The organism is Duganella sp. AC917 (assembly GCF_979258245.1).
In genome coordinates, this window is sequence record NZ_OZ409848.1 from 6012676 (window position 1) to 6033445 (window position 20770).

A 20770-nucleotide genomic window follows, 5' to 3' on the forward strand; every position below is an offset into this window, starting at 1 on the left:
GTCAGTCCTTTTTGAGCGTGCGTTCAAACAGCTGATAGATGCGGCGGTATTGGTCGTACCAGCTTTCCGCGTGCACGTAGGCGTGACGCTCGAGCGGGTAGGAAGCCAGTTCCCAGTTGTCCTTTTTCAGTTCGATGAAGCGCTGCGCCATGCGCACCGAGTCCTGGTAGAAGACGTTATCGTCGATCATGCCGTGCGCGATCAGCAGGTGGCCTTTGAGCTTGTCGGCGTATTCGATCGGCGACGATACCTTGTACGCTTCCGGGTCCAGTTCCGGCGTGTTGAGGATGTTGGCGGTGTATTCGTGGTTGTAGGTGGTCCAGTCGGTGACGGGACGCAGCGCGGCGCCAGCCTTGAACTGGTCCGGTGCGCGCAGCAGCGCCATGAAGGTCATGAAGCCGCCGTAGCTGCCGCCGTAGATGCCGACGTTTTTGGCGTCGCCCTGGTGGTTGGCCACCATCCAGTTCAAACCGTCGATGTAGTCTTCCAGTTCCGGATGGCCCATCTGGCGGTAAATGGCGGTGCGCCAGTTGCGGCCGTAGCCGAGCGATGCGCGGTAGTCCATATCAAGCACGATGTAGCCTTTTTCCACCAGCAGGTTGTGGAACATCTGCTCGCGGAAGTAGACCGGGAAACGCTGCGTGACGTTTTGCAGATAGCCGGCGCCATGCACGAACATCACGACCGGATATTTTTTGCCCGGCTCCAGCGTGGCCGGACGATACAGCTTGGCCCATACCGGATCGGCGCCGTGCGTCGACGGCACCGCGACGATTTGCGGCGTGATCCACTCGCGCGCCTTGTAGTCGGCGTTGCGGGTGTCGGTCAGTTGTTTGGCGGCGCCGCCGCTGCTATCGACAGTGGCGATTTGCGCCGGCATGTAGGCGGTCGAGTAGCGCACCAGCAGCTTGCGGCCGTCCGGCGACAACGTGAAGCTTTCCACGCCGCCCAGCGAGGTCAGTTCCTTCAGCGCGCCGCCGGTTGTGCCGCTGGAGCAGACTTCATAAGTGCCCGGCAGTTTCGGGTTGCACAGGAAGTAGGCGGTCTTGCCGTCGGCCGACCATTCGACATTGCTGGCTTCCCATTTGCCCGAGGTTAGCGCGCGCGATGCCGCACCTGCGGTGGCGGGTTGCAGATAGATATGGGCGTAGCCGCTTTCCTCCGACTGGTACCACAACGTGCTGTTGTCCGGCTGCCAGCCGAAGCCGTTGCCACGATTGTTGACCCAGGCCGTATCGGTCAGGCGATGCACCGGTTGCAGCTTGGCGCCGGCCAGGTCCACGGTGGCGATCCAGCGGTCCTTGTTGTCGATGGATTGCGCCATCACGGCCACTTGCTTGCCGTTGTCGCTCCAGCGAATCGATTCGTCGCGGCTTTCGAAGCGCACGTTGCGATTGCCTTTGAGCGCATCGAGCTTGCGCGCGGCGCGCATCTCGGCCAGCGGATCGACGTTGATGCCGGGCAGGGCGTCGAACGACAGCTCGGTGACCTTGCGCGTGGCCAGTTCGATCAGCTTCAGTTGGTGCGGCTGCGGGCCTTCGTCGCTGACGCGTTTGCGTTCGTCGTCGGTTTCCTCGTAGCCCGATTCGGTCACGTACTTCGGCAGTTTGCCGACGCGTCGCTTGTCGCCGTCCTTAGCGCTGGTGACCACCAGCAGGTAGCGGCCGTCCGGCGACAGCGAGCTGGTTTCGATAACGACCTTCTCGCCCAGGTAGATCGCTTGGGGGGCGCGGGTGGCGTCGGCGCCGCGCTCCTGGTTGCGGCGCTCGCGCAGCGCGTCGCGCTCTTCCTTCTGGCGCGCCAGGGTCGAGAGCAGGCGCAGTTGCAGGTCGCGGCGCGCGCTGGCGTCGGGCGCGGCGTCCGGGTCCTTGGCGGTGCGCAGCACGGCCACCGGCGAGACCAGGCGCTCGGCGCGGCTCCAGCTGAACCAGTCGCTGCCCACGCGGAACTGCACGCCGGCGCCGTCGGCCGTGTATTGCGGATCGGCGGCCGGCGTGGTGCCGCGCAGGATTTGTGTCAGCGCGCCGCTTTTCAGGTCACGTTCGAACAGGTCGCCGTTGCGCAGCAAAATGGCGCGCGTGTGATCGCGGTTGTAGACCGGATTGGCGCTGTCGAGGTTTGCCAGCTGCTTGTCGTCGACCAGTTTCGGCGCGCCGGCGGCGATCTGGAAGGTGTCGCGCAGCGGCGAGCCGGCGCGCTTTTGCTTGAAGTAGACCTGGCGGCTGTCCCAGCCCCACCATGCCGATTCCACCGGGTTGCCGATCCAGTCAGGATTGGCCATGGCCTGGTCCAGCGTGATCGGTGTCGGAGGCGCTACAGTGGCGGCGTGCGCCGCGAAGGTCGTGAACGCCGCAGCCAGTGTGGCGGCCAGCGTGGTGGAGAAGGGCAGGACAAAACGCATGGATGGTTCGCTTTGAAGTTGGGTGAACGGGAGCGCCGGATTGCGACGCGTCCACGATTCTAGCCCAACAGTCAGTTACGAGCCATCTTGTCTCTCAGTCCATCCTTGGCGTCCGGGCCGCCACGGCGCGGCGCCATGCGCAGCGCCAGCAGCAGGATCAGCCCCGCCGTCAGGAACATGCCGATCAGCGCGGCCAGCATGGCGGCGCTGTCGCCCCATGCCAGCACGCGCGCGCCCAATGCCGGTCCGACGGCGCCGCCCATCGTCGCCAGGCCGCCCACCAGCGCGATGCCGATGGCGGCGCGCTGGCGGTTCAGCAGGTCGGTGAGGATGGCCACCAGCAGCGGCAGCGCCGACGAGATGCCCAGCGACGCCAGCGACAGGCCGGCCAGCGACCATGCCAGCCCGTTGTCGGCGGCGATCGCCAGACCGAGGCCGCCGGCGGCCAGCACGATGCAGGCGATGAAATGGCCGCGCCGCTCGCGCCGCCGGTCCGAGTCGTAGCCGATGGCGATCATGCCGACGATGCCGGCGATACCGGGGATCGCCACCAGCAGGCCCGGTTGCAGCGGGCCGCCGGCGCCCCAGCGCTGCATCAGCGCCGGCGCCCAGTGCGCCAGCGCGTAGCTGGCGCTGGCCAGCAGCACGTTGGCGAGGCCCAGTAGGCAGATGGCCGGATCGCGGAGCAGCGACCAGATGATGGCGAACGGCGACGGCGGGTCATCCTCGTCGTCGTCTTCATCGATGCCGGCGGCCTTGGCCAGTGCCGCCTCGTCGCGGTTCAGATCCTGCCTCACCATCTGCTGTTCGAAACCCGATAACCATTTGGCATCGTCCGGATGGTCGTCGAGGTGGAAGTAGGCGGCGATGCCCAGCAGCGCGGCCGGCAGGCCTTGCGCCAGCAGCAGCCACTGCCAGCCTTGCATGCCGCTGTGCAGATGCAGCGCCTGCTGCATGGCGCCCGACAGCGGCCCGGCGACGATAGCGCCGACCAGCGTGGCCGAGGTGAACACCGCGAACACGCGCGCGCGCCGCGACGCCGGATACCAATACGTCAGATACAGGATCACGCCGGGGAAGAAGCCGGCTTCGCACATGCCGAGCAGGAAGCGGATCGTGTAGTACTCGAGCGGCGTGCGCACGAAGGCGCCGGCGGCGGTGGCCGCGCCCCAGCCGAGCATCATGCGCAGCAGGATTTTGCGCGTGCCGAGTTTTTCCAGCAGCAGATTGCAAGGCACCGCAAACAGCGCGTAGGCGAAGAAGAATACGCCGGCGCCCCAGGCGAAGACCTGGTTGCCGAAAGCGAGGCTGTCCTGGATGTGGCGCTGCGCGAGGTCGACGTTGACGCGGTCGATGTACGCGACCACGCAGCACAGCATCAGCAGCGGCAGCAGCCGCCAGCTGATCTTGCGGTAGATTGCATCCATGCCGGCAGCGCCGCGCAGGTGCAGAAGCGTGGCGCCATGGTTCACGATGCGGTGGCAAGAGTGGTCTGCATGTAGCCGATATTAGCCGCGCCTAAATTCTTAGGCAAGCGTTTGGCGCAATGGGGAACTCAAAACAACAAAGCGCCACGATGGCGGCGTTTTCACGCACCATCGTGGCGCAGGGAGGAGGATTAGATGCGGACGGCGCTGGCGCCGAGCGCGCGGTCGTTGTCGCGCGCGCTATAACCGATGCCGCCGACGTTGCGGCGCGGCCGCAATTCGGGCTTGGTGGCGGCGTCGCCGTCTTCCTGCGCCAGGAATTGGGTGCCGATCTCGAACCACTCGTCGCTGGAGATGACTTTTTGCGCCAGCGGCAGCAGCTCCTGTTCTTCCTTGTCCAGGCGCTTGAGCAGATTCTGGCAATACAGGTCGATGGTGCGGCACAGGAATTTGCCCTGAGAGGCGCTGCGCCGCATCGCCCGGCGCAGGCATTTGTGCACCGCGTTGAGCATCGCGCCGCCCAGCCGGCTGAGCGTTTCGAGATCGTTCATCAACGCCGCGCAACTGGCATCGGCCGCGCGCACGGCCGGCATCAGGCAGGCCTCGACCTTGCGCTGGTGGCGCGCTTCGGCAAAGCTAGTCAGCTCCTTGAGCTGGGATTCGATGAACACAGGATCGATCTCCTGCGGGCGGCGCGCGATCGACTGCACATGCTGCAGCAGCCGCGCGATAAAGTGGCGTTCTTTTTTCTGTTCGATGGAAAGTGTCAGTAAGACATAAGTGGCAGTTAGCATAACGTTTCCCGTATTCGTCTGACTTCGGCTGCGCGGCAAGCGAGGAGTGACTGCAGCCAGCGCGGGTAGAGGGTCTACCTTAGCGCTGAGCTCAGCTCATTCAACGTCGATTTACAATTGTTCACAACTAGTAAGAAATCATTAATTGTGCTGCAATAATAAGTGTCAACTTCGGCGTCCAACTTCGAAGATTACCGGCGGGGAAAACGCGTTATACACCTGCCATGCCGGTGATTACTGATGCGTACTCAACCTGACTGAGTGGGAAATTATGCGCCGATTTTCCTGAGCCGTGTGAGCGTTTGCGGGTCACTATCAAAAAAAGTTTTGTATCAAACCGCGCCTGTAATGGCGCGGCTTGCTTTGTTGCGGTGCGGTGGAATCAGCCCGCCGGCGGCGTGCCCAGATAAGCGCCGCGCGGTGCGCCGAGGCCCTGCTTGACCTGCCTGGAGATGTCGTCGACCAGCACTTCGTCGTCACCGTTTTCCAGCGCGGCGACGATCAGGCGCGCGACCTCGGCCGGCGCGGTTTTCGCCGCTTCGATCGCGGCCACCATGTCGGTGTCCATGTAACCCATGTGCGCCGCCAGCACCTGGGTATTCTGCGCTTGCAGCTCGCCGCGCAGGCCGTTGGTCAGCGCCCACGCCGCTGCCTTGGAGACGCTGTAGGTGCCGGTGCCCGGCAGCGTGATCCACGCAAGCGCCGACAGCACGTTGACGATGGCGCCGCCGCCATTGTTCTTCAGCGCCGGTGCGAAGGCCGAGCTCAGCGCCATCGGGCCGAAGAAATTAGTGTCCAGTTCCTGTTGCATCACCGCTAAAGCATTGGGCGCGGTCAGATCGGTGCCGGTGAAGATGCCGGCGTTATTGATCAGGATGGTCAGGTCGGGAATCGCGCGGACGGCGGCGGCGATGTCATCGGCATTGGTCACGTCCAGCTTGATCGGCGTGACGCCAGGCAGGGTGACCGACGCCGGATTGCGGGCGCCGCCGTAAACCTTGCGCGCGCCCGCTTTGAGGGCGGCTTCGGCCAATGCTTTGCCCAGGCCGCGATTGGCGCCGGTGACGAGGACGACGGAGTCTTTGACGTTCATGATAATACCTTTCAGTAGCGGTTCAACTTACAATATGACCGGTCATCTTAAAACCGGAGAAAAAAAACGATTACACGAGAATCTGGTTCAACAGCACGTCGACAAAGCGGTCCAGCGGCGCGCGGTCTTGCTCGGCCTTGGCGCGCAGTACCGCTCCTTGCCAGGCATCGACGGCAAAGTTGGCAAGCTCAACAGCCGGGCGGGTGCTGGCGATCGCGCCTTCCCGCTGGGCTAGTGCGATGACTTGTTCCAGCATCGCGCCCATCGACGCGAACGACTGCCGCGCCTGTTGGCGGACTGCCGGCACCTGGTTCGACAGCTCCGTGCTGAAATTGCCCAGCATGCAGCCGCAGTTGAATTCGCTCGCCGCGTTGGAGGCGACCATCAAACCGAAGTAGTCGCGCAACCTTTGCAGCGGCGGCAGCGAGGCATCGCCCAACACGGCGCCGATCTGTCCGGCCTGCTCGGTGTATCGGCGCAATACCTCCACCCCCAGCTCGTCCTTGCTGGTGAAGTGGTTGTAGAAAGAACCTTTCGGCACTCCGGCCGCCGCAGTGATGTCTTGCACACTGGTGGCGTTGAAGCCCTTGCTGTGAAGCAGGGTGAGACTGGAGGCGACGATTTGTTCTTTGACATTGGGTTTGGGCATACGCGTAATATGACCGGTCGTCTTAGATAAGTCAAGCGTTGTTTCGTCGCTGACGTAATTATTGTTTCATAGACAAATGTTGAATACCAACTATATAGTTAGCGTACCGATGGTGAATATGGATTGTCTACTGTGCGTACCAAAGCCAAGGCCGGGATCGGCGTGTCGTTACTGTCATTGCTGTCCATCCTGTTGCCGGGTTTGACGGTGAGCGCGTCGTTGCGGGCGGCGCCGCTGGAGCTGACGGTGTGCATATTCGACCAGCCGTTTTCGCCGATGACGTTTCCGGACGGCTGCGGTCAATCGCTGGAATTGCTGCGGCGCGCGTCGGCGCTGCAACCGGTGGCGATCCGCCGCCTCGTGGCGCCCCGGTCCCAGTGCATGAACCGCCTGCGCAAAGGCGAGGTGGATGCCATGCTGGCCGCCTTCACGCCCGAGCGCGCCGCGTTCGGCGCTTATCCGATGACGGGCGCGCAGCCCGATCCGGCACGCAGCGTGGGCGAGTTGAACTTTGCCGTATCGCGCCGGCGCGGCGGCACGGTCGCCTGGGACGGCCAGCGCTTCACCGGCCTGGGTCGGCAGCCGGTGGGGGCGCAGCCGGATCTGCTGCATATGCCGATGTTGCGCGAAATGGACATCGTCGTCGACGAAGGCGCCTCGAGCGTGGAGCAGGTGTTCGCCAAGCTGGCCGGCAACCGGGTGGCGGCGGTGGTGACCGATCGCGATGAGGGCGCCGAGCTGATCGCGCGCAAGTACCGGGGACAGATCGACATGCTGCCGGCGCCGTTTCAAAAAACACCTGTCTACCTGATGGTCAACCAGGCGTTCTACCAAAAGCACCAGCCGCAAATCGAGGCTTACTGGCTGGCCATCGCCCAGGCGCGCAACACGCCGGGCTTCCGCCAGTTCGTCACCGACTTCCCCAGGCACCACTAGCAGCGGCAGCGCTAACGTTGCGTAAAGTAACAGTTTACTTGCCGTCGCGCGAACTTGGTATGATGCTCGGCGACCGGCCACCAGCCGGTATTTTTCTACAACGTCGGAGATCCCCGAATGAGATTACCCCTGCTGCTGCTTGGGACCGCTGTTGCGGCCTCCAGCGCCATGGCCGCGCCGCGCGGCTTCACCGTGGAAGACCTGGTCAACATGGAACGGGTCGGAAGCCCTGCGCTGTCGCCGGACGCTACCCGCGTCGTCTACACCGTGCGCGCCACCAATATGGACAAGAACCGCGGCAACACGCAATTGTGGATGCTGGACCTGCGCGCGCCCAAGGCCGCGCCGGTGCGCCTGACCCAGGCCGACGCCAGCAGCAGCGATCCCGAATGGTCGCCCAACGGCGACGCCGTCTATTTCCTGTCGGCCCGTTCCGGCTCGTCGCAGGTGTGGCGGCTGCCGCTGGCCGGCGGCGAGGCGGCCAAGGTCACCGACCTCGCGCTCGACGTCGACAACTTCCGCGTCTCGCCGCAGGGCGACCGCCTGGCGCTGAGCCTGGCCGTGTTCCGCGATTGCGCCGACCTGGCCTGCACCAAAGCGCGGCTGGACGCCAATGCCAAGGACAAGGCCAGCGGCAAGCTCTACGACAAGCTGTTCGTGCGCCACTGGGATACCTGGGCGGACGGGCGCAACAACGTGCTGTACTCGGCGCCGATCGACGCCAGCGGCAAGGTCAGCGCGCAGCCGGTCAGCCTGAGCGGCGCGCTCGACGGCGACGTGCCGTCCAAGCCGTTCGGCGACCGCGACGAGTACCGCTTCAGCCCCGACGGCAAGACGGTGGTGTTCGCCGCGCGCATCGCCGGCAAGACCGAGGCATGGTCGACCAACTACGACGTCTACACGGTGCCGGCCACCGGCGGCGCGCCGACCAACCTGAGCGCCGACAACCAGGCCTGGGACACCAAGGCCAGCTACTCGCCCGACGGCAAAACCCTGGCCTACCTGGCGATGGACAAGCCGACCTTCGAGGCCGACCGCTTCCACCTGGTGCTGGTCGACGTCGCCAGCGGCAAGAAGCGCACCGTCGCCGATAGTTGGGATCGTTCGATCGCGGACTACCGCTGGACGCCGGATGGCAAGGCGCTGCTGGCGACCGCCGACGATGTCGGCCAGCATCCGCTGTTCCGCATCGACGCCGCCAGCGGCAAGGTCAGCAAGCTCACCGGCGCCGGCTCCGTCAGCGCTTTCGATGTTGCGCGCGACACCATCGTCATGGCGCAGACCAACCTGTCGTCCGGCGCGCAGTTGTACAAATTTAAGCTCGGCGGCAGCGGCGAAAAAGCCACGCAGCTGACCCAATTGAACGAGGCCGCGCTGGCCGATGTCAAGTTCGGCGAATCCGAGCAGTTTTCGTTCGCCGGCGCCAACGGCGAGACCGTCTACGGCCACGTCATGAAGCCGTGGGACGCCAAGCCCGGCGTCAAGTACCCGATCGCCTTCCTGGTGCACGGCGGACCGCAGGGCAGCTTCGGCAACTCGTGGAGCTATCGCTGGAACCCGCAGGTGTACGCCGGCGCCGGCTATGCCACCGTGTTCATCGATTTCCACGGCTCGACCGGCTACGGCCAGAAGTTCACCGATTCGATCAGCGGCGACTGGGGCGGCAAGCCGCTCGAGGATTTGCAGAAGGGCCTGGCGGCGGCGGTGCAAAAATTCCCGTGGCTGGACCGCGAGCGCAGCTGTGCGCTGGGCGCGTCGTACGGCGGCTTCATGATGAACTGGATCGAAGGCAACTGGTCCGACGGCTTCAAGTGCATCGTCAACCATGACGGCGTGTTCGACACGCGCGGCATGGCGTATGCCACCGAGGAACTGTGGTTCACCGAGTGGGAAAACGGCGGCACGTATTACGACGTGCCGGAAAAGCACGAAAAGTTCAACCCGGCGCTGCAGGTGAAGAAGTGGAAGACGCCGATGCTGGTGGTGCAGGGCGATCTGGATTTCCGGATTCCGACCTCGCAGGGTCTGGGCACGTTCACGGCGCTGCAGCGCCAGGGCATACCGAGCAAGCTGCTGGTGTTCCCGGACGAGAACCATTGGGTGCTGAAACCCGCCAACTCGGTGCTGTGGCATCACACCGTGATCGACTGGCTCGATACGTATTTGAAGAAATAAGCTAAAAAATAAGCTGTGCCGGATCGCCCGATCCGACGCCCGACGCCCGCCCACATCGCGGGCGTTTCCATATTGAGGGATGTGAACATGAAAAAAAGTATGATCGTCGCAGCGCTGGTGCTCGCTTATGGCGCGGCCATTGCCGACACCGCCGCCGCAGCCAACGCCACCGCCGCGCGCGCCGAGAACGCCTACCTGTCGCAGGAGGACGCGGCCGCCCGTTCGGCGCGCGTCAGCAATGTCGACTACACGCTTGAATTCGCGCTGACCGGCAAGGAAACCTTCTCCGGCACGACAACGCTAACGTTCGACCTGAGCGACGCCAGCCAGCCGCTGACCATCGACCTCGACAAGGCCACCATCGGCAGCCTGACCGTCAACGGCAAGGCCGTCACGCCGCAATACAACCAGTGGTTCATCACCGTGGCGCCGGGCGATCTGAAGGCCGGACGCAACACCGTCGCCATCGCCTACACGCGCTTGCACAGCACCAACGGCGAGGGCTTGCACCGCATGGTCGATCCGGTCGACGGCCGCGTCTACACGTATTCGCACTTCGAACCGGCCGCCGCGCACCAGATGTTCGCGCTGTTCGACCAGCCGGACTTGAAAGGCACCTTCCAGGTCAGCGTCACCGCGCCGGCCGACTGGGTGGTGTCGTCGACGATGCGCGAATCGGGTGTGGCCGAGGTCGATGGCGGTAAGCGCTGGACCTTCCCGCGCAGCAAAAAACTCAGCCCGTACAACTTCTCGATGCACGCCGGCCCCTACAAGGTGTGGGAAGACAACAGCGGCCCGTATCCGATGCGCCTGTTCGCGCGCCAGTCGGTCGCTGCGCAAGTCTCGCCCAAGGACTGGTTCAGCTACACCAGCCGTGGCCTGAAGTTCTTCGATCAGTACTTCGGCGTGCCCTACCAGTTCGAAAAATACGACCAGCTGCTGGTGCCGGACTTCCTGTACGGCGCGATGGAAAACGCCGCCGCGATCACCTTCGCCGAGCGCGCCTTCCTGCACCAGGACGAGATGACGGCCGCGCAGCGCGAGAGCCTGGCCGGCGTCATCATGCACGAGATGGCGCACCAGTGGTTCGGCGACCTGGTGACCATGAAATGGTGGAACGGCCTGTGGCTCAACGAGAGCTTCGCGTCCTTCATGGGCACGTTGGCGACGGCCGAGGCTACCGAGTTCAGCCACGCCTGGCAGAGCTTCTATTCCAACGCCAAGCAGCAAGCGTACACGCAGGACCAGCGCGTCACCACGCACCCGATCGAAACGCCGGTGCCGTCGACCGCCAACGCTTTCGACAACATCGACGCGATCACCTACTCCAAGGGCGCCTCGACGTTGAAGCAGTTGCGCCACCTGCTGGGCGAGGAGGTGTTCCGCCAGGGCGTGCACAACTACCTGGTCAAGTATTCCTACCAGAACGCCAGGCTCGACGACTTCATCGGCAGCCTGGCCCAGGCCGCCAACCGCGACCTCGGCCCATGGACGCGCGAATGGCTGTACGAGCCGGGCGTGAACACCATCGCCGCCGAGTTCAGCTGCGCCGGCGGCAAGATCAAATCGTTCAGCCTGCATCAGAGCGCGCCAAGCGCGGCCATGCCGACCCTGCGCGAGCAGCGCGTGCAGATCGGCCTGTTCAATCTGGGCAAAGACGGCATGTCGCTCGGCAAAAACGTCGCGGTGACCTACAAGGGCGCCGCCACCGCCGTGCCGGAACTCAAGGGCGAGGCCTGTCCGGACCTGGTGTATCCGAACTACCAGGACTGGGGCTACGCGAAGGTGCAGCTGGATAAGAAATCGTTCGCCACCGCGCAGGCGGGGCTGAACAAGGTCGACGACCCGTTGCTGCGGTCGATGCTGTGGCAAAGCCTGTGGGACAGCGTGCGCGACGGCAAGCTGCCGCTGAACGCCTTCCTGGGCACCGTGCTGACGCAGGCGCCGGGCGAGAAGGATTACACGCTGCTAGGCAACATCCTTGGCAAGGTGGCGCAGTCCAGGGCCTATCTCGACGATATGGGGCCGCAGGCGGCCGCGTACCGGGCCAAGGTGGGCGCCCAGCTGGAGCAGATGGCGTTCACGGCGACCGGTGCCGCCAGCGCCGACAAGAATTTCCAGCGGCGCTGGTTTGCCACCTTCGTCGGCGTGGCCAGCAGCCAGAAGGCGCTGACGCAACTGGCCGACATCCTCAGCGGCAAGCTGGTAGTGCCGGGCCTGAATGTCAGCCAGGACGTGCGTTGGGATATCGTCAACCGCCTGAACCGGTTTGCCTTCGCGGGCAGCGAGGCGCTGTTGGCGGCCGAGCAGGAACGCGACAAGTCCGATAGCGGGCAGGCCGCCGCGCTGGCCGCGCGCGTGATCCGTCCGGACGCCAAGGTCAAGGCCGAGTGGCTTGCCAATATCGGCGATCTGCAAACCAAGTTGCCGTTTTCGAAGATCCGTCAGGCGATGGGGGCCATGTATCCCGCCGGCCAGGGCGCGTTGAGCGAGCTCAGCGCTGATCAGCGGTTGTCGACGCTGGGGCAGGTCGACAAGGTTGCCGGTCCGGTCTTTATGCGATCGTATGCGGAGACGATGATACCGGCGGCGTGCACGCCGGCCAGCGTAGCGCGCTTACAGGCGGCGATTGTTAAATTACCGGACTTGTCGACCGGAACTAAACGTTCTCTTTTGGTAAAACATCAGGAAGATGAGCGTTGTGTTTCCATAAAGAAAGCAATGACAGTATTTTAGTTGCCCCTGTCGTTACGTCACAAAGCCAGCCATGCGCTGGCTTTTTTTTCGCCTGAGGCCTTTGTCGGAGGATGAAAGCGACAAGCGCGCAGATGGCTGAATAATGCAGGAATTTAGTTCATTCCGATAGTTTTTTCGACGTTGGTTGGTTTCGTTTAGGATTTCTTGTTTTGTAAAAGAACAACAGAAAAGTGATGAAATCTGCACAATTTCGTGACAAGTTGATGACGTCGCTTTCATAGTGCGGGCCGGATTTTGTTTGGTAAATATTTATGATTAGTGAATAATAACTCTTAATCTTAAGTTACCGAAAATGTGTTGTTTGTTTATATTCATTGTTACCTACAAAGAGTAGACATAGGTCCCACGGGCGATCCGACCGGCGGGCCATGGCGCCATTACTTTCATCAAAAGGGCAGTGAAATGAACCACACGAAGCAAGCGCAACTGAAAAAATTCACCGGCGCCATCCTCGGCGCCCTTGCGCTGATGAGCGCCACGCCAGCCATGGCTGCCGTGATCGATTTCGAATCCATCGCCCCGTCGATTTACGCCGGCACCGAGACCTTGAGCGAGCACGGCTACACCATGACCGTGCTCGACACTCCGGCCGCCGGCCCGGACGGCACCGGTTTCGCCGGCGCCGTCGGCGACGGCAACGACCCCTACCTGTGCGCGATCGCCGCCTGCCCGACCGGCAACACCAGCCACTTCTACCTGGGCGTCAATGATGGCGGCCTGAAGGTGGCGCGCGGCGACAACGCGGCCTTCCAGGTGTCGAGCATCGATTACGCCTTCCTGGCGCCGCTCGGCGGCCTGCCCAGCTATTCGTATGGTCAGCTGACGTTGCTGGGCACGCGCACCGATGGCGCCACCATTTCGGTCGCCTACGATTTCCCGCTGCTCAATGCACAGGGCAATTCGCCGTTCGTCACCACCGCGCTGACGGCTTTCGGTAATGTCAGCCTCAGCAGTCTGGTCATTCGTTCCTGCCTGTTCGACGGCGCCGGTGGCTGCTACAGCCCGCTGGCGGGCGCCGAGAACCAGGCCCAGTTCGCTTTCGATAACCTCAACCTCAGCGCCGTGGGCCCGGTCGCGCCTGTGCCGGAGCCTGAGACCTACGCCATGATGGGCCTGGGTCTGGGTCTGGTGGGCCTGATGTCGCGCCGCCGCGCCAAGTCGCGCGCCGCCGCAGCCGCTGCCACCACGATCAACGCCTGAGCAAGGAACACATTACATGAAACTCCGTCCTATTTCCGCCGCCGTCCTGCTGCTGACCACCGCCCTGATCGGCGCCGGCCCGGCCAATGCCGAGTCCGTGCGCCGCTCGTATATCGTGCAACTGACCGACAAGCCGGTCGCCACCTACACCGGCCAGGTCGCCGGCCTGGCCGCGACGATGCCGGCCCAGGGCCAGCGCCTCAATGTCGACGCCGCCTCGGTGCAGGCGTACATCAACTATCTGGATACCAAGCAGAGCGAGGTCATCAGCACGATCAACGCCGCCGAGATCACCCATAAATACGACGTCGTGTTCAACGGCTTTGCCGCCAAGCTGACCGACGACGAGGTGCGCGCGCTCAAAAAGAACAGCGGCGTGGCCGCCATCACGGCCGACTCCCTCATGGAGCTCGACACCAGCTACACCCCGACCTTCCTGGGCCTGGACCAGCCCGGCGGCCTGTGGGAGCAATTGGGCGGCAAGGGTCTGTCCGGCGAGAACATCGTGGTCGGCATCATCGACGGCGGCATCTGGCCCGAGAACCCGAGCTACGCCGACCGCGTCGACGGCGACGGCAATCCGAGCCATAGCGGCTCGACCTTGGTCTACGACGCGCCGCCAGCGACATGGAAAGGTAGCTGCGACACGGGCGAGGGCTTCGGCGTGGCCAATTGCAACAACAAGCTGATCGGCGCGCGCTACTTCAAGGAGCCTAACCTGGAATTGCACTGGACCGAGTTCCTGTCGGCGCGCGATTCGGTGGCCGGCACCGAAGGCCATGGCGGCCACGGCAGCCATACCTCCAGCACGGCGGCCGGCAACGCCGGCGTGACCGCCGTGACCGGCGGACTGAACTTCGGCAAGGTCAGCGGCATGGCGCCGCGCGCCCGCATCGCCGCCTACAAGGTGTGCTGGACCGATGCCGGCACCGGCAAGAACGGTTGCGCCCCGTCCAACAGCGTCGCGGCCATCAACCAGGCGGTCAAGGATGGCGTCAACGTCATCAACTTCTCGATCGGTTCGAGCGCCGGCGGTGGCTCGTTCGCCGACGCGACCGAACAGGCCTTCCTCGGCGCGACCGCCGCTGGCGTGTTCGTTTCGACCTCGGCCGGCAACCAGGGACCGGGCGCGACCGCGCCGGCACCGGTCGGCCACATCAGCCCATGGCTCGCTTCGGTCGGCAACTCGACCCACAACCGCCTGTACCTGGCCGACGCCGTCACCGGCAGCGGCGCCAAGCTGACCGGCGCGTCGAGCAACGCCAACACGCCGACCTCGCCGCTGGTGCTGGCCAAGGACGCCGGCCTGCCGGGCGCCGATCTGGCCCTGTTGAACCGCTGCTATGGCGCCAGCGACGCCGTGGCGCCGCTGCTGGACCCGGCCAAGGTCGCCGGCAAGATTTTGGTGTGCGACCGCGGCGGTAACGTGCTGGTCAACAAGAGCGCCAACGCCAAGGTGGCCGGCGCGGTCGGCGTGGTGATCGCCAACATCGAAGGCAGCGCGGCGACCATCATCAACCAGGCGCACACCGTCTCGACGGTGCATATCGCCAAGGAAAACACCGCCATCCTGAAGAGCTACATCGCCGCCAATCCGAACACGGCGGTCGCCTCGCTGGGCAACCTGCGCGCCAGTTTCGATCCGACGATCAAGGCGCCGATCATGTCGAGCTCCTCGTCGCGCGGCCCGAACGTGGCCAACGCCAACATCCTCAAGCCGGACATGACCGCGCCGGGCACCGACATCCTGGCCGCCGTCACCGCCGACCTGACGCGCGCGCAGCGCGACGCCGTGGCCGCCGGAGCGCCGGCGCCGGTGACCGACTGGGCCTTCTACAGCGGCACTTCGATGGCCTCGCCGCACGTGGCCGGCGTGGCCGCGCTGCTCAGGCAGCTGCATCCGGACTGGACGCCGTCGGCCATCAAGTCGGCGCTGATGACCAGCGCCACCGACACCTTCAGCGACGGCCTGACCTCCAAGGTCGCGTGGGACACGTCCGCCACCAACGCCGGCACCTTGCCATGGGGCCAGGGCGCCGGCCATATCGCGCCGAACTCGGCGGCCGATCCCGGCCTGGTGTACGACATCGCGCCGCTCGATTACGCGCGCTTCCTGTGCGGCCAGGGCTTGATCTACACCACCGCCCAGTGCACCTCGATCGGCGGCGGCATCGCCGCGTACAACCTGAACCTGGCATCGCTGACCGCCGCCAACGTGCTCGGCAACCTGACCTTGACGCGCACCGTCACCAACGTCGGCAAGACCACCGCGACCTACAACGCGACCGCTTCGCTGCCGGGTTTCACGGTGGCGGTGCAGCCGTCCACGCTGGTACTGGCGGCTGGCGCCAAGGCCAGCTACACGGTCAAGTTGACCCGCAATGGTGCGCCGCTCGACACCTGGGCATACGGCGTGTTGACCTGGAAAGACGGCACCCATGTCGTGCGCAGCCCGCTGACGGCGCGCGCTACCGGCCTGTCGGCGGCGGCCAGCGTCTATAGCGAGGCGACCACCGGCAGCAAGATCGTCACGGTCGGCACCGGTTTCGCCGGCGCCATGAGCGCGGTCAAGGGCGGCTTGCTGCCGGCTACTCGCGAGACGCGCACCATCGCCACCGCCAATACCAACCAGAGCAACGCGGCGCTGTGCCAGGCCGGCGCCGCACCCGGCGTCAACCTGCATCCGGTGACCATCCCGGCAGGCACCATGCTGGCGCGCTTCTCGTTGTTCGATGCGGACACGACAGGCGCCGTCAGCGGCGATTCGGACCTGGATTTGATCCTTATGCGCGGCAACACGCCTATCCTCAGCAGCGGCAGCGACACGGCCAACGAAACCATCCAGATGGTGGCGCCGGCGGCCGGCGACTACAACGTCTGCGTGATCGGTTACCGTCCGAACGGTGGACAGGCGACTTATGCGTTGTCGAGCTGGGTGGTGCAGCCTTCGACCGCCGGCAACCTGAAAGTCGTTCTGCCAAGCACGGCCACTGTGGGCGGCACCGCCAGCGTGGGTATCAGCTGGTCCGGGCTGGACGCCGGCAAGCGCCATGTGGGCGTGGTGAACTATCTGCTGGGCGGGGTCAAGCAGGGCGCGACGGTGATCGATGTCGATACGACCGATCCGTTGCCGCTGTTTAAGAACTCGCGCACCAAGGAGGCGCTGGCGTTCTAAGCGTTGGGATGTGGTGGTAAAAAACCCGCGAGGCCTGTTGGGCTTGCGGGTTTTTTTGTTTGGTCTTGCTGGTTAGGCCGTTGGCGGAGCTTGGCGGATTACGCTTCGCTAATCCGCCCTGCTTGGATTGGTGGTGCTGCCGCCGCCCGGATTGAGGGTGCACTGGCCGGCGCGGCAGACGGCGCCGGGGTCGCTGATCATCGAGCAGGTCGACATCATTTGGTCGCGCTTGTCGTCGGCGCGGCGGGCCGCGCTGTGCTGTTCGACCAACTCCTTGAGCATGGCGCCATCGTTGTTTTTGCTCGACCAGGCGATGTAGCGCTCCGGACCGCCGCAGGCCTTGGAGCCGGCACCGATCGTGTGGCATTGGCTTTGGGTGTCGCAACTGGTGTCGGCGTTTGCGGCCTGGATTTTTTTCCACAGCGTTTCGGTCTTGCCGGCCACCGGCGCCGGTGCGGCGGCCGCCGTCGAAGAGGCGGGCGGCGGCGCGCTGCCGCAGGCGCTGGCGGCAGATATCAACAGGCTTGCCGCGGCAAGGCGTAGGGGGCGGAATGGGATAGTCATCATTTCATCATGATCCATTCGTCGCGGCATTACAAGGGCTCGCTCAATCGTGCTTTGCGGGCGACGCCGTCTGGGCCGAACAGGATGACAAATTCAGCAGTGACCGGTGTGCCGCCTTCCGCCTTTGCCGGCGGCTTCGCGCTGGGATATTGATAGCGCCAGACCTGATAACCGCTGGCGAAGCTAACTTCGATGGCCGGGCCGAGCGCGGCGCGCATTTGCGCAGTCGTGCGATGGCTGTCGGCGACGGCCACGCCGCCGGGGCCGGACGGGTCGTCCATGTAGTCGAACGACACCAGCGTATCGTCGGGCCAGCCCCGGTCCCAGATCGGCGCATAGAAGCTGCGGTCGAGCAAGACCTGGCAATCGCAGAAGGGCAGGGTGTCCGGGGTTTGCGTGCCGCCCGCGTACAGCATGGAAAACGGCAATGTTTCAGTGCGCGCACCGTCGCGCAGCGTGACGCCGAATAGCGGCCGCTCGGCGAAGAACAGGTAGTTGCCGTCGACGGAGGAGCAGACGCGGTCGGGATCGGTGAGCAGTTCGCCCAGCCAGGCGAATACGGTGGCGTTGTTCGACAGCAGTCCCGCTTCGGCGCCGACCTGGCATTCAAGGCGCAGGTCGCCGAGGCGGCGCATGCCGGGCGGCACGTTGGGACTGCGCACCTGCGCGCGCCAGGTCAGGGTGCTTGTCTTGCTGCTGGCAATTAGCGCCGCGTCTTCGCGCAGCGCCTGGTTGTTGCGGTCGAGGGTAAACGTGTGATCGGGCGCCACCGGTACCGGCAGCGTGACGGCGTCGCCGACCACGCGCAAGGTGATGCCGTCGAGCCGCGTGGTCGGCAGACGCGGCAGCAACTGGAAGCGAAGGGAGGCCTGCGGCGCGAGCGCGCGGTTGCGCTCGAACCGGTCCATGCCGGCGATCATTTTTCGATAGGACTTGTCGACCGGATCGCGGGTGGCGCTGACGGTGACGCGGGCCGGGGCGTCCTGACCGGCGGCGCCGCCGGCAAAGCCGGCCAGCGCCGCCAGGAGCAGGTAGCGAAGCAAGCAGCGAAGGCGGCAGCGGTGTGGGGCGTATGACAATATCTTCTCCGGCAACATCTTTCGATGTTAGCCCCGGGGCTCGTTTGGCGGCGCACCGCTCGCGCCGCCGCGCCGCCGCGATTATTGGTGTTCGAGTTTCCAGGTGCCCGATGCCGCGCCGGCGGACCAGGCGCCGCTGATGCCCAACAGCGATTCGAAGGCGCCGCTGAAACTCGGGCCTTTGACACCATTCACGGTCAGGTAGAAAGTGCCTCTGCCGCTGACGTCGATGTCGCCATGAACGATGAACTGACCGTCGCCGCAATCCGCGTCGAGCTTGCCGGTCTCGCTCACTTGACCTTGGCACTGCCCACTGTATGTGCCTGCATACGATCCGGCCCAGGGACCGGCGAAGCGCTCGATATTCAAATTCCGGCGTCCCTGCTTGGCGCTGGCGTAGCCGATCAGTTCACCACTCGAGATAGAGCTCGCTTTGCTGCCGTCGGTCGACACGTGGTTGATACGGCTGACGGATTTGATGAGCCGATGGGTCGACGTTTCCCACCAAACGGTTTCTTCGCGCGTTTCGGTATAGCCCGGGTATGTTACCGGGAGGCCCGTCGAGACGATCTTGACCGTGTCGAAGGTGCCGGCGTTGACCGTGACGGTTTCCAACGCTACCGCCTTGTTGGTCATTTTTACCTCGTTCTCGAAAAAGCAGTTGCCATTGTCGACGTGGCTGTAGTTTTCGCTCCATTCGGCCCCGACCTTCAGATCTTTCGGTGCGAGGTAGCTGACCGCCGTGTAGGTAACGCTGCAACCCTGATCCTTGGTCGCCATCAGCGAGCCGTCGGCTCGGTAGCGAAATTCCGTGCTGGGCGAGGTTTGAGTCGCCAACGCGACAGTCTCCGCCCATGAACCGTCGTTGCCGACCTGGCGCACCGCATTGGTGTAGAACCGGGTGGCCTCGGGCGTCGACGGCACCGGCTGCTCGCCCGTGGTGAAATTAAGTCCTTGTCGGTACGAATAAAAATCGCCGGCGGTCGGTACCACATCGACCACCGGACGGGTGTCGACGACCGCAGCGGGCGCGCTGGAGGCGCCACCGCCGGAGCCGCCGCCGCCGCAGGCGGAAAGCGTGGCGGCAATGGCGAGCAATATACTGAGATGTTTCATGATGACCCAGGCTGCCAGGCCGGCGGAGTGCCGGCGCAAAAGGCGGCCATCGTAGCAGCCTGACAATGAATTGTCTAATTTTTAATTTCTGGCTTGCATCGGCTGTTGCTCTTCGATCCAGCGCAGCAGGTCGCGGCCGAACACGCGGGTGCGCGCGGTGTCGACTTGGCGCCGCTTGTAGGCGTCGTGGCTGGCGGGGCCGGCCAGGCTGCGCTCGTAGCTGGCCTGGTCCATCAGCTGGATCTCGTACTCGAAGAAAAAGCCGACGTCGTATTCCTGCTCGCCGCCGGCGCCAATGTTGGGATGGTCCGGCTGGACGTGGATCATCTTGCGCACCGTCACCTGAATGCTGTTGAAGCCGCTGCCGCTGTGCGGGTTGTCGCAGCGCGTCTGCGGCTGCGCCAGGTCGGCCAGCTCGGCGTCCATGGTGCGCAGCAATTCGAACGGATAGTCGTCGCTGTGCTCGATCCGGGCGCGGTATTTATTGAAGATCTGCTTGGCCGCCTCCAGGTCGAGCAAGGTGTTGCGGGTGCGCTCGGCGTCGACATTGGTGACCGATAGCAGGTGCGCGCGTTGCAGGCTGCGCAGCGCCAGCAGGCATTCGAAGCGGGTGGCGAACACCAGCCGCACGCCGAGGTGGTCGAAGATGTCGGCGGCCAGGTAGGCGGCCTTTTGCAGCAGCTTGAGCAGGATGCTCTTGCGGCCCTTGTTGTCCTTGCGCTCGTAGTGCAGCATCGGCAGGCAGACCTCGCCGTCGGTGAGGAAGTGGCGGTCGCCGTCGTGGCGGATCACCTCGTCGAGCGTGGCGAACACCTGCGCGCGGATGGCGTGGAAGTGGCGCAGCTTGAGGTTGTTGTCGATGTAGAAGATGCCGTGCATGACCTTGAGCACGGCGCACGACCACATGCGCCGCACATCGACGTTGTTGCCGCGCAGCGAGGCGTACACCAGCAGTTGCAACGGATCGTCGGGATGGCTGACCTCGTCCGGGATCAATCCGGCCTGCTCCGGGGCGAGGAAGGTGCAGGCGAGGAAGTCGACCGCCTCGCGGTGGGCGCGGGCAATGATGGCCGGGGCGGCCGGCTGCTCCAGGTCGAAGCCGTACTCGCGCACGAACTGGCGCGCGTCGTGGAGGTTGCGCAACGCCAGCGCGCCAAGGTCGATGGCCGACACGCCGTTGGCGATGGCGTTCAGATAGCTCCAGTTCAGCGAGAACCTGCCGCCGCTTTTCAGCGAGGCTCGTAGTTCGGTCATAGCGTCCTGCAAAGGCTGCGATGGTCCAGTATTGCAGCCTGTTCCGCGAGCGTCAATCGATACCACCGGTTACCGCCGACAGTGTCTCTTATTGCCAAATGGCAAATGATTAGGGTTTTCTTTTTCGCAAGCTTATAATGGCGGCCTTGA

14 protein-coding genes are annotated in these 20770 nt (G+C 64.4%); 5 read left to right on the forward strand and 9 right to left on the reverse strand.

Annotated features, from left to right (window positions below; genetic code table 11):
- Position 1: 1 nt before the first annotated feature.
- The 5 genes from ACZ0BA_RS26270 to ACZ0BA_RS26290 all read right to left on the reverse strand — a co-directional run bounded on the left by ACZ0BA_RS26270 (position 2) and on the right by ACZ0BA_RS26290 (position 6364).
- Complete coding sequence (locus tag ACZ0BA_RS26270) at positions 2-2401, reverse strand: S9 family peptidase (RefSeq protein ID WP_463454064.1); 2400 nt, start codon at positions 2399-2401, stop codon at positions 2-4.
- A 71-nt stretch (positions 2402-2472) separates the two neighbouring features.
- Positions 2473-3828 carry an MFS transporter gene (locus ACZ0BA_RS26275; RefSeq protein WP_463454065.1) on the reverse strand — a complete coding sequence of 452 codons (1356 nt, stop codon included), beginning with the start codon at positions 3826-3828 and terminating at the stop codon, positions 2473-2475.
- Between the two features lie 191 nt (positions 3829-4019).
- On the reverse strand, positions 4020-4622 hold the full coding sequence (locus tag ACZ0BA_RS26280; protein WP_463454066.1) for a hypothetical protein: 603 nt from the start codon (positions 4620-4622) through the stop codon (positions 4020-4022).
- Positions 4623-5004: 382 nt separating this feature from the next.
- Positions 5005-5715, reverse strand: coding sequence for an SDR family oxidoreductase (locus ACZ0BA_RS26285; RefSeq protein ID WP_463454067.1), 711 nt, complete (start codon positions 5713-5715; stop codon positions 5005-5007).
- A 70-nt stretch (positions 5716-5785) separates the two neighbouring features.
- Entirely contained in the window at positions 5786-6364 is a 579-nt protein-coding gene (locus ACZ0BA_RS26290; protein ID WP_463454068.1) for a TetR/AcrR family transcriptional regulator, read from the reverse strand.
- 132 nt (positions 6365-6496) lie between these two features.
- Between ACZ0BA_RS26290 and ACZ0BA_RS26295 the strand changes: the two genes are divergently transcribed.
- The 5 genes from ACZ0BA_RS26295 (at position 6497) to ACZ0BA_RS26315 (ending at position 16607) form a co-directional block, all read left to right on the forward strand.
- Positions 6497-7300, forward strand: coding sequence for a hypothetical protein (locus ACZ0BA_RS26295; RefSeq protein ID WP_463454069.1), 804 nt, complete (start codon positions 6497-6499; stop codon positions 7298-7300).
- A 117-nt stretch (positions 7301-7417) separates the two neighbouring features.
- The gene (locus ACZ0BA_RS26300; RefSeq protein WP_463454071.1) at positions 7418-9475 is read left to right on the forward strand and encodes a S9 family peptidase; all 2058 of its coding nucleotides are present in this window, start codon (positions 7418-7420) and stop codon (positions 9473-9475) included.
- Positions 9476-9562: 87 nt separating this feature from the next.
- Entirely contained in the window at positions 9563-12211 is a 2649-nt protein-coding gene (gene pepN, locus ACZ0BA_RS26305; protein WP_463454072.1) for an aminopeptidase N, read from the forward strand.
- Positions 12212-12634: 423 nt separating this feature from the next.
- Complete coding sequence (locus ACZ0BA_RS26310) at positions 12635-13432, forward strand: NF038120 family PEP-CTERM protein (protein ID WP_463454073.1); 798 nt, start codon at positions 12635-12637, stop codon at positions 13430-13432.
- Positions 13433-13448: 16 nt separating this feature from the next.
- Positions 13449-16607, forward strand: a complete 3159-nt coding sequence (locus ACZ0BA_RS26315; RefSeq protein ID WP_463454074.1) for a S8 family peptidase — start codon at positions 13449-13451, stop codon at positions 16605-16607.
- A gap of 108 nt (positions 16608-16715) precedes the next feature.
- On the opposite strand, the gene ACZ0BA_RS26320 is transcribed toward ACZ0BA_RS26315, so the two are convergent.
- From ACZ0BA_RS26320 to ACZ0BA_RS26335, 4 genes are all read right to left on the reverse strand, one after another.
- On the reverse strand, positions 16716-17174 hold the full coding sequence (locus tag ACZ0BA_RS26320) for a hypothetical protein (protein WP_463454075.1): 459 nt from the start codon (positions 17172-17174) through the stop codon (positions 16716-16718).
- A 26-nt stretch (positions 17175-17200) separates the two neighbouring features.
- Entirely contained in the window at positions 17201-18214 is a 1014-nt protein-coding gene (locus tag ACZ0BA_RS26325) for a hypothetical protein (protein WP_463454076.1), read from the reverse strand.
- Positions 18215-18331: 117 nt separating this feature from the next.
- On the reverse strand, positions 18332-19366 hold the full coding sequence (locus tag ACZ0BA_RS26330) for a hypothetical protein (protein WP_463454077.1): 1035 nt from the start codon (positions 19364-19366) through the stop codon (positions 18332-18334).
- 81 nt (positions 19367-19447) lie between these two features.
- On the reverse strand, positions 19448-20620 hold the full coding sequence (locus ACZ0BA_RS26335) for a TIGR04552 family protein (RefSeq protein ID WP_463454078.1): 1173 nt from the start codon (positions 20618-20620) through the stop codon (positions 19448-19450).
- Positions 20621-20770: the final 150 nt, after the last annotated feature.

What these genes read in the sequence shown, in the direction of transcription:
- pepN (WP_463454072.1), top strand. Translation starts at nt 9,563, where the DNA reads ATGAAAAAAAGTATGATCGTCGCAGCGCTGGTGCTCGCTTATGGCGCG.
- ACZ0BA_RS26280 (WP_463454066.1), bottom strand. Translation starts at nt 4,622, where the DNA reads ATGCTAACTGCCACTTATGTCTTACTGACACTTTCCATCGAACAGAAA.
- ACZ0BA_RS26290 (WP_463454068.1), bottom strand. Translation starts at nt 6,364, where the DNA reads ATGCCCAAACCCAATGTCAAAGAACAAATCGTCGCCTCCAGTCTCACC.
- ACZ0BA_RS26310 (WP_463454073.1), top strand. Translation starts at nt 12,635, where the DNA reads ATGAACCACACGAAGCAAGCGCAACTGAAAAAATTCACCGGCGCCATC.
- ACZ0BA_RS26335 (WP_463454078.1), bottom strand. Translation starts at nt 20,620, where the DNA reads ATGACCGAACTACGAGCCTCGCTGAAAAGCGGCGGCAGGTTCTCGCTG.
- ACZ0BA_RS26285 (WP_463454067.1), bottom strand. Translation starts at nt 5,715, where the DNA reads ATGAACGTCAAAGACTCCGTCGTCCTCGTCACCGGCGCCAATCGCGGC.
- ACZ0BA_RS26320 (WP_463454075.1), bottom strand. Translation starts at nt 17,174, where the DNA reads ATGATGACTATCCCATTCCGCCCCCTACGCCTTGCCGCGGCAAGCCTG.
- ACZ0BA_RS26315 (WP_463454074.1), top strand. Translation starts at nt 13,449, where the DNA reads ATGAAACTCCGTCCTATTTCCGCCGCCGTCCTGCTGCTGACCACCGCC.
- ACZ0BA_RS26300 (WP_463454071.1), top strand. Translation starts at nt 7,418, where the DNA reads ATGAGATTACCCCTGCTGCTGCTTGGGACCGCTGTTGCGGCCTCCAGC.
- ACZ0BA_RS26330 (WP_463454077.1), bottom strand. Translation starts at nt 19,366, where the DNA reads ATGAAACATCTCAGTATATTGCTCGCCATTGCCGCCACGCTTTCCGCC.
- ACZ0BA_RS26275 (WP_463454065.1), bottom strand. Translation starts at nt 3,828, where the DNA reads ATGGATGCAATCTACCGCAAGATCAGCTGGCGGCTGCTGCCGCTGCTG.
- ACZ0BA_RS26270 (WP_463454064.1), bottom strand. Translation starts at nt 2,401, where the DNA reads ATGCGTTTTGTCCTGCCCTTCTCCACCACGCTGGCCGCCACACTGGCT.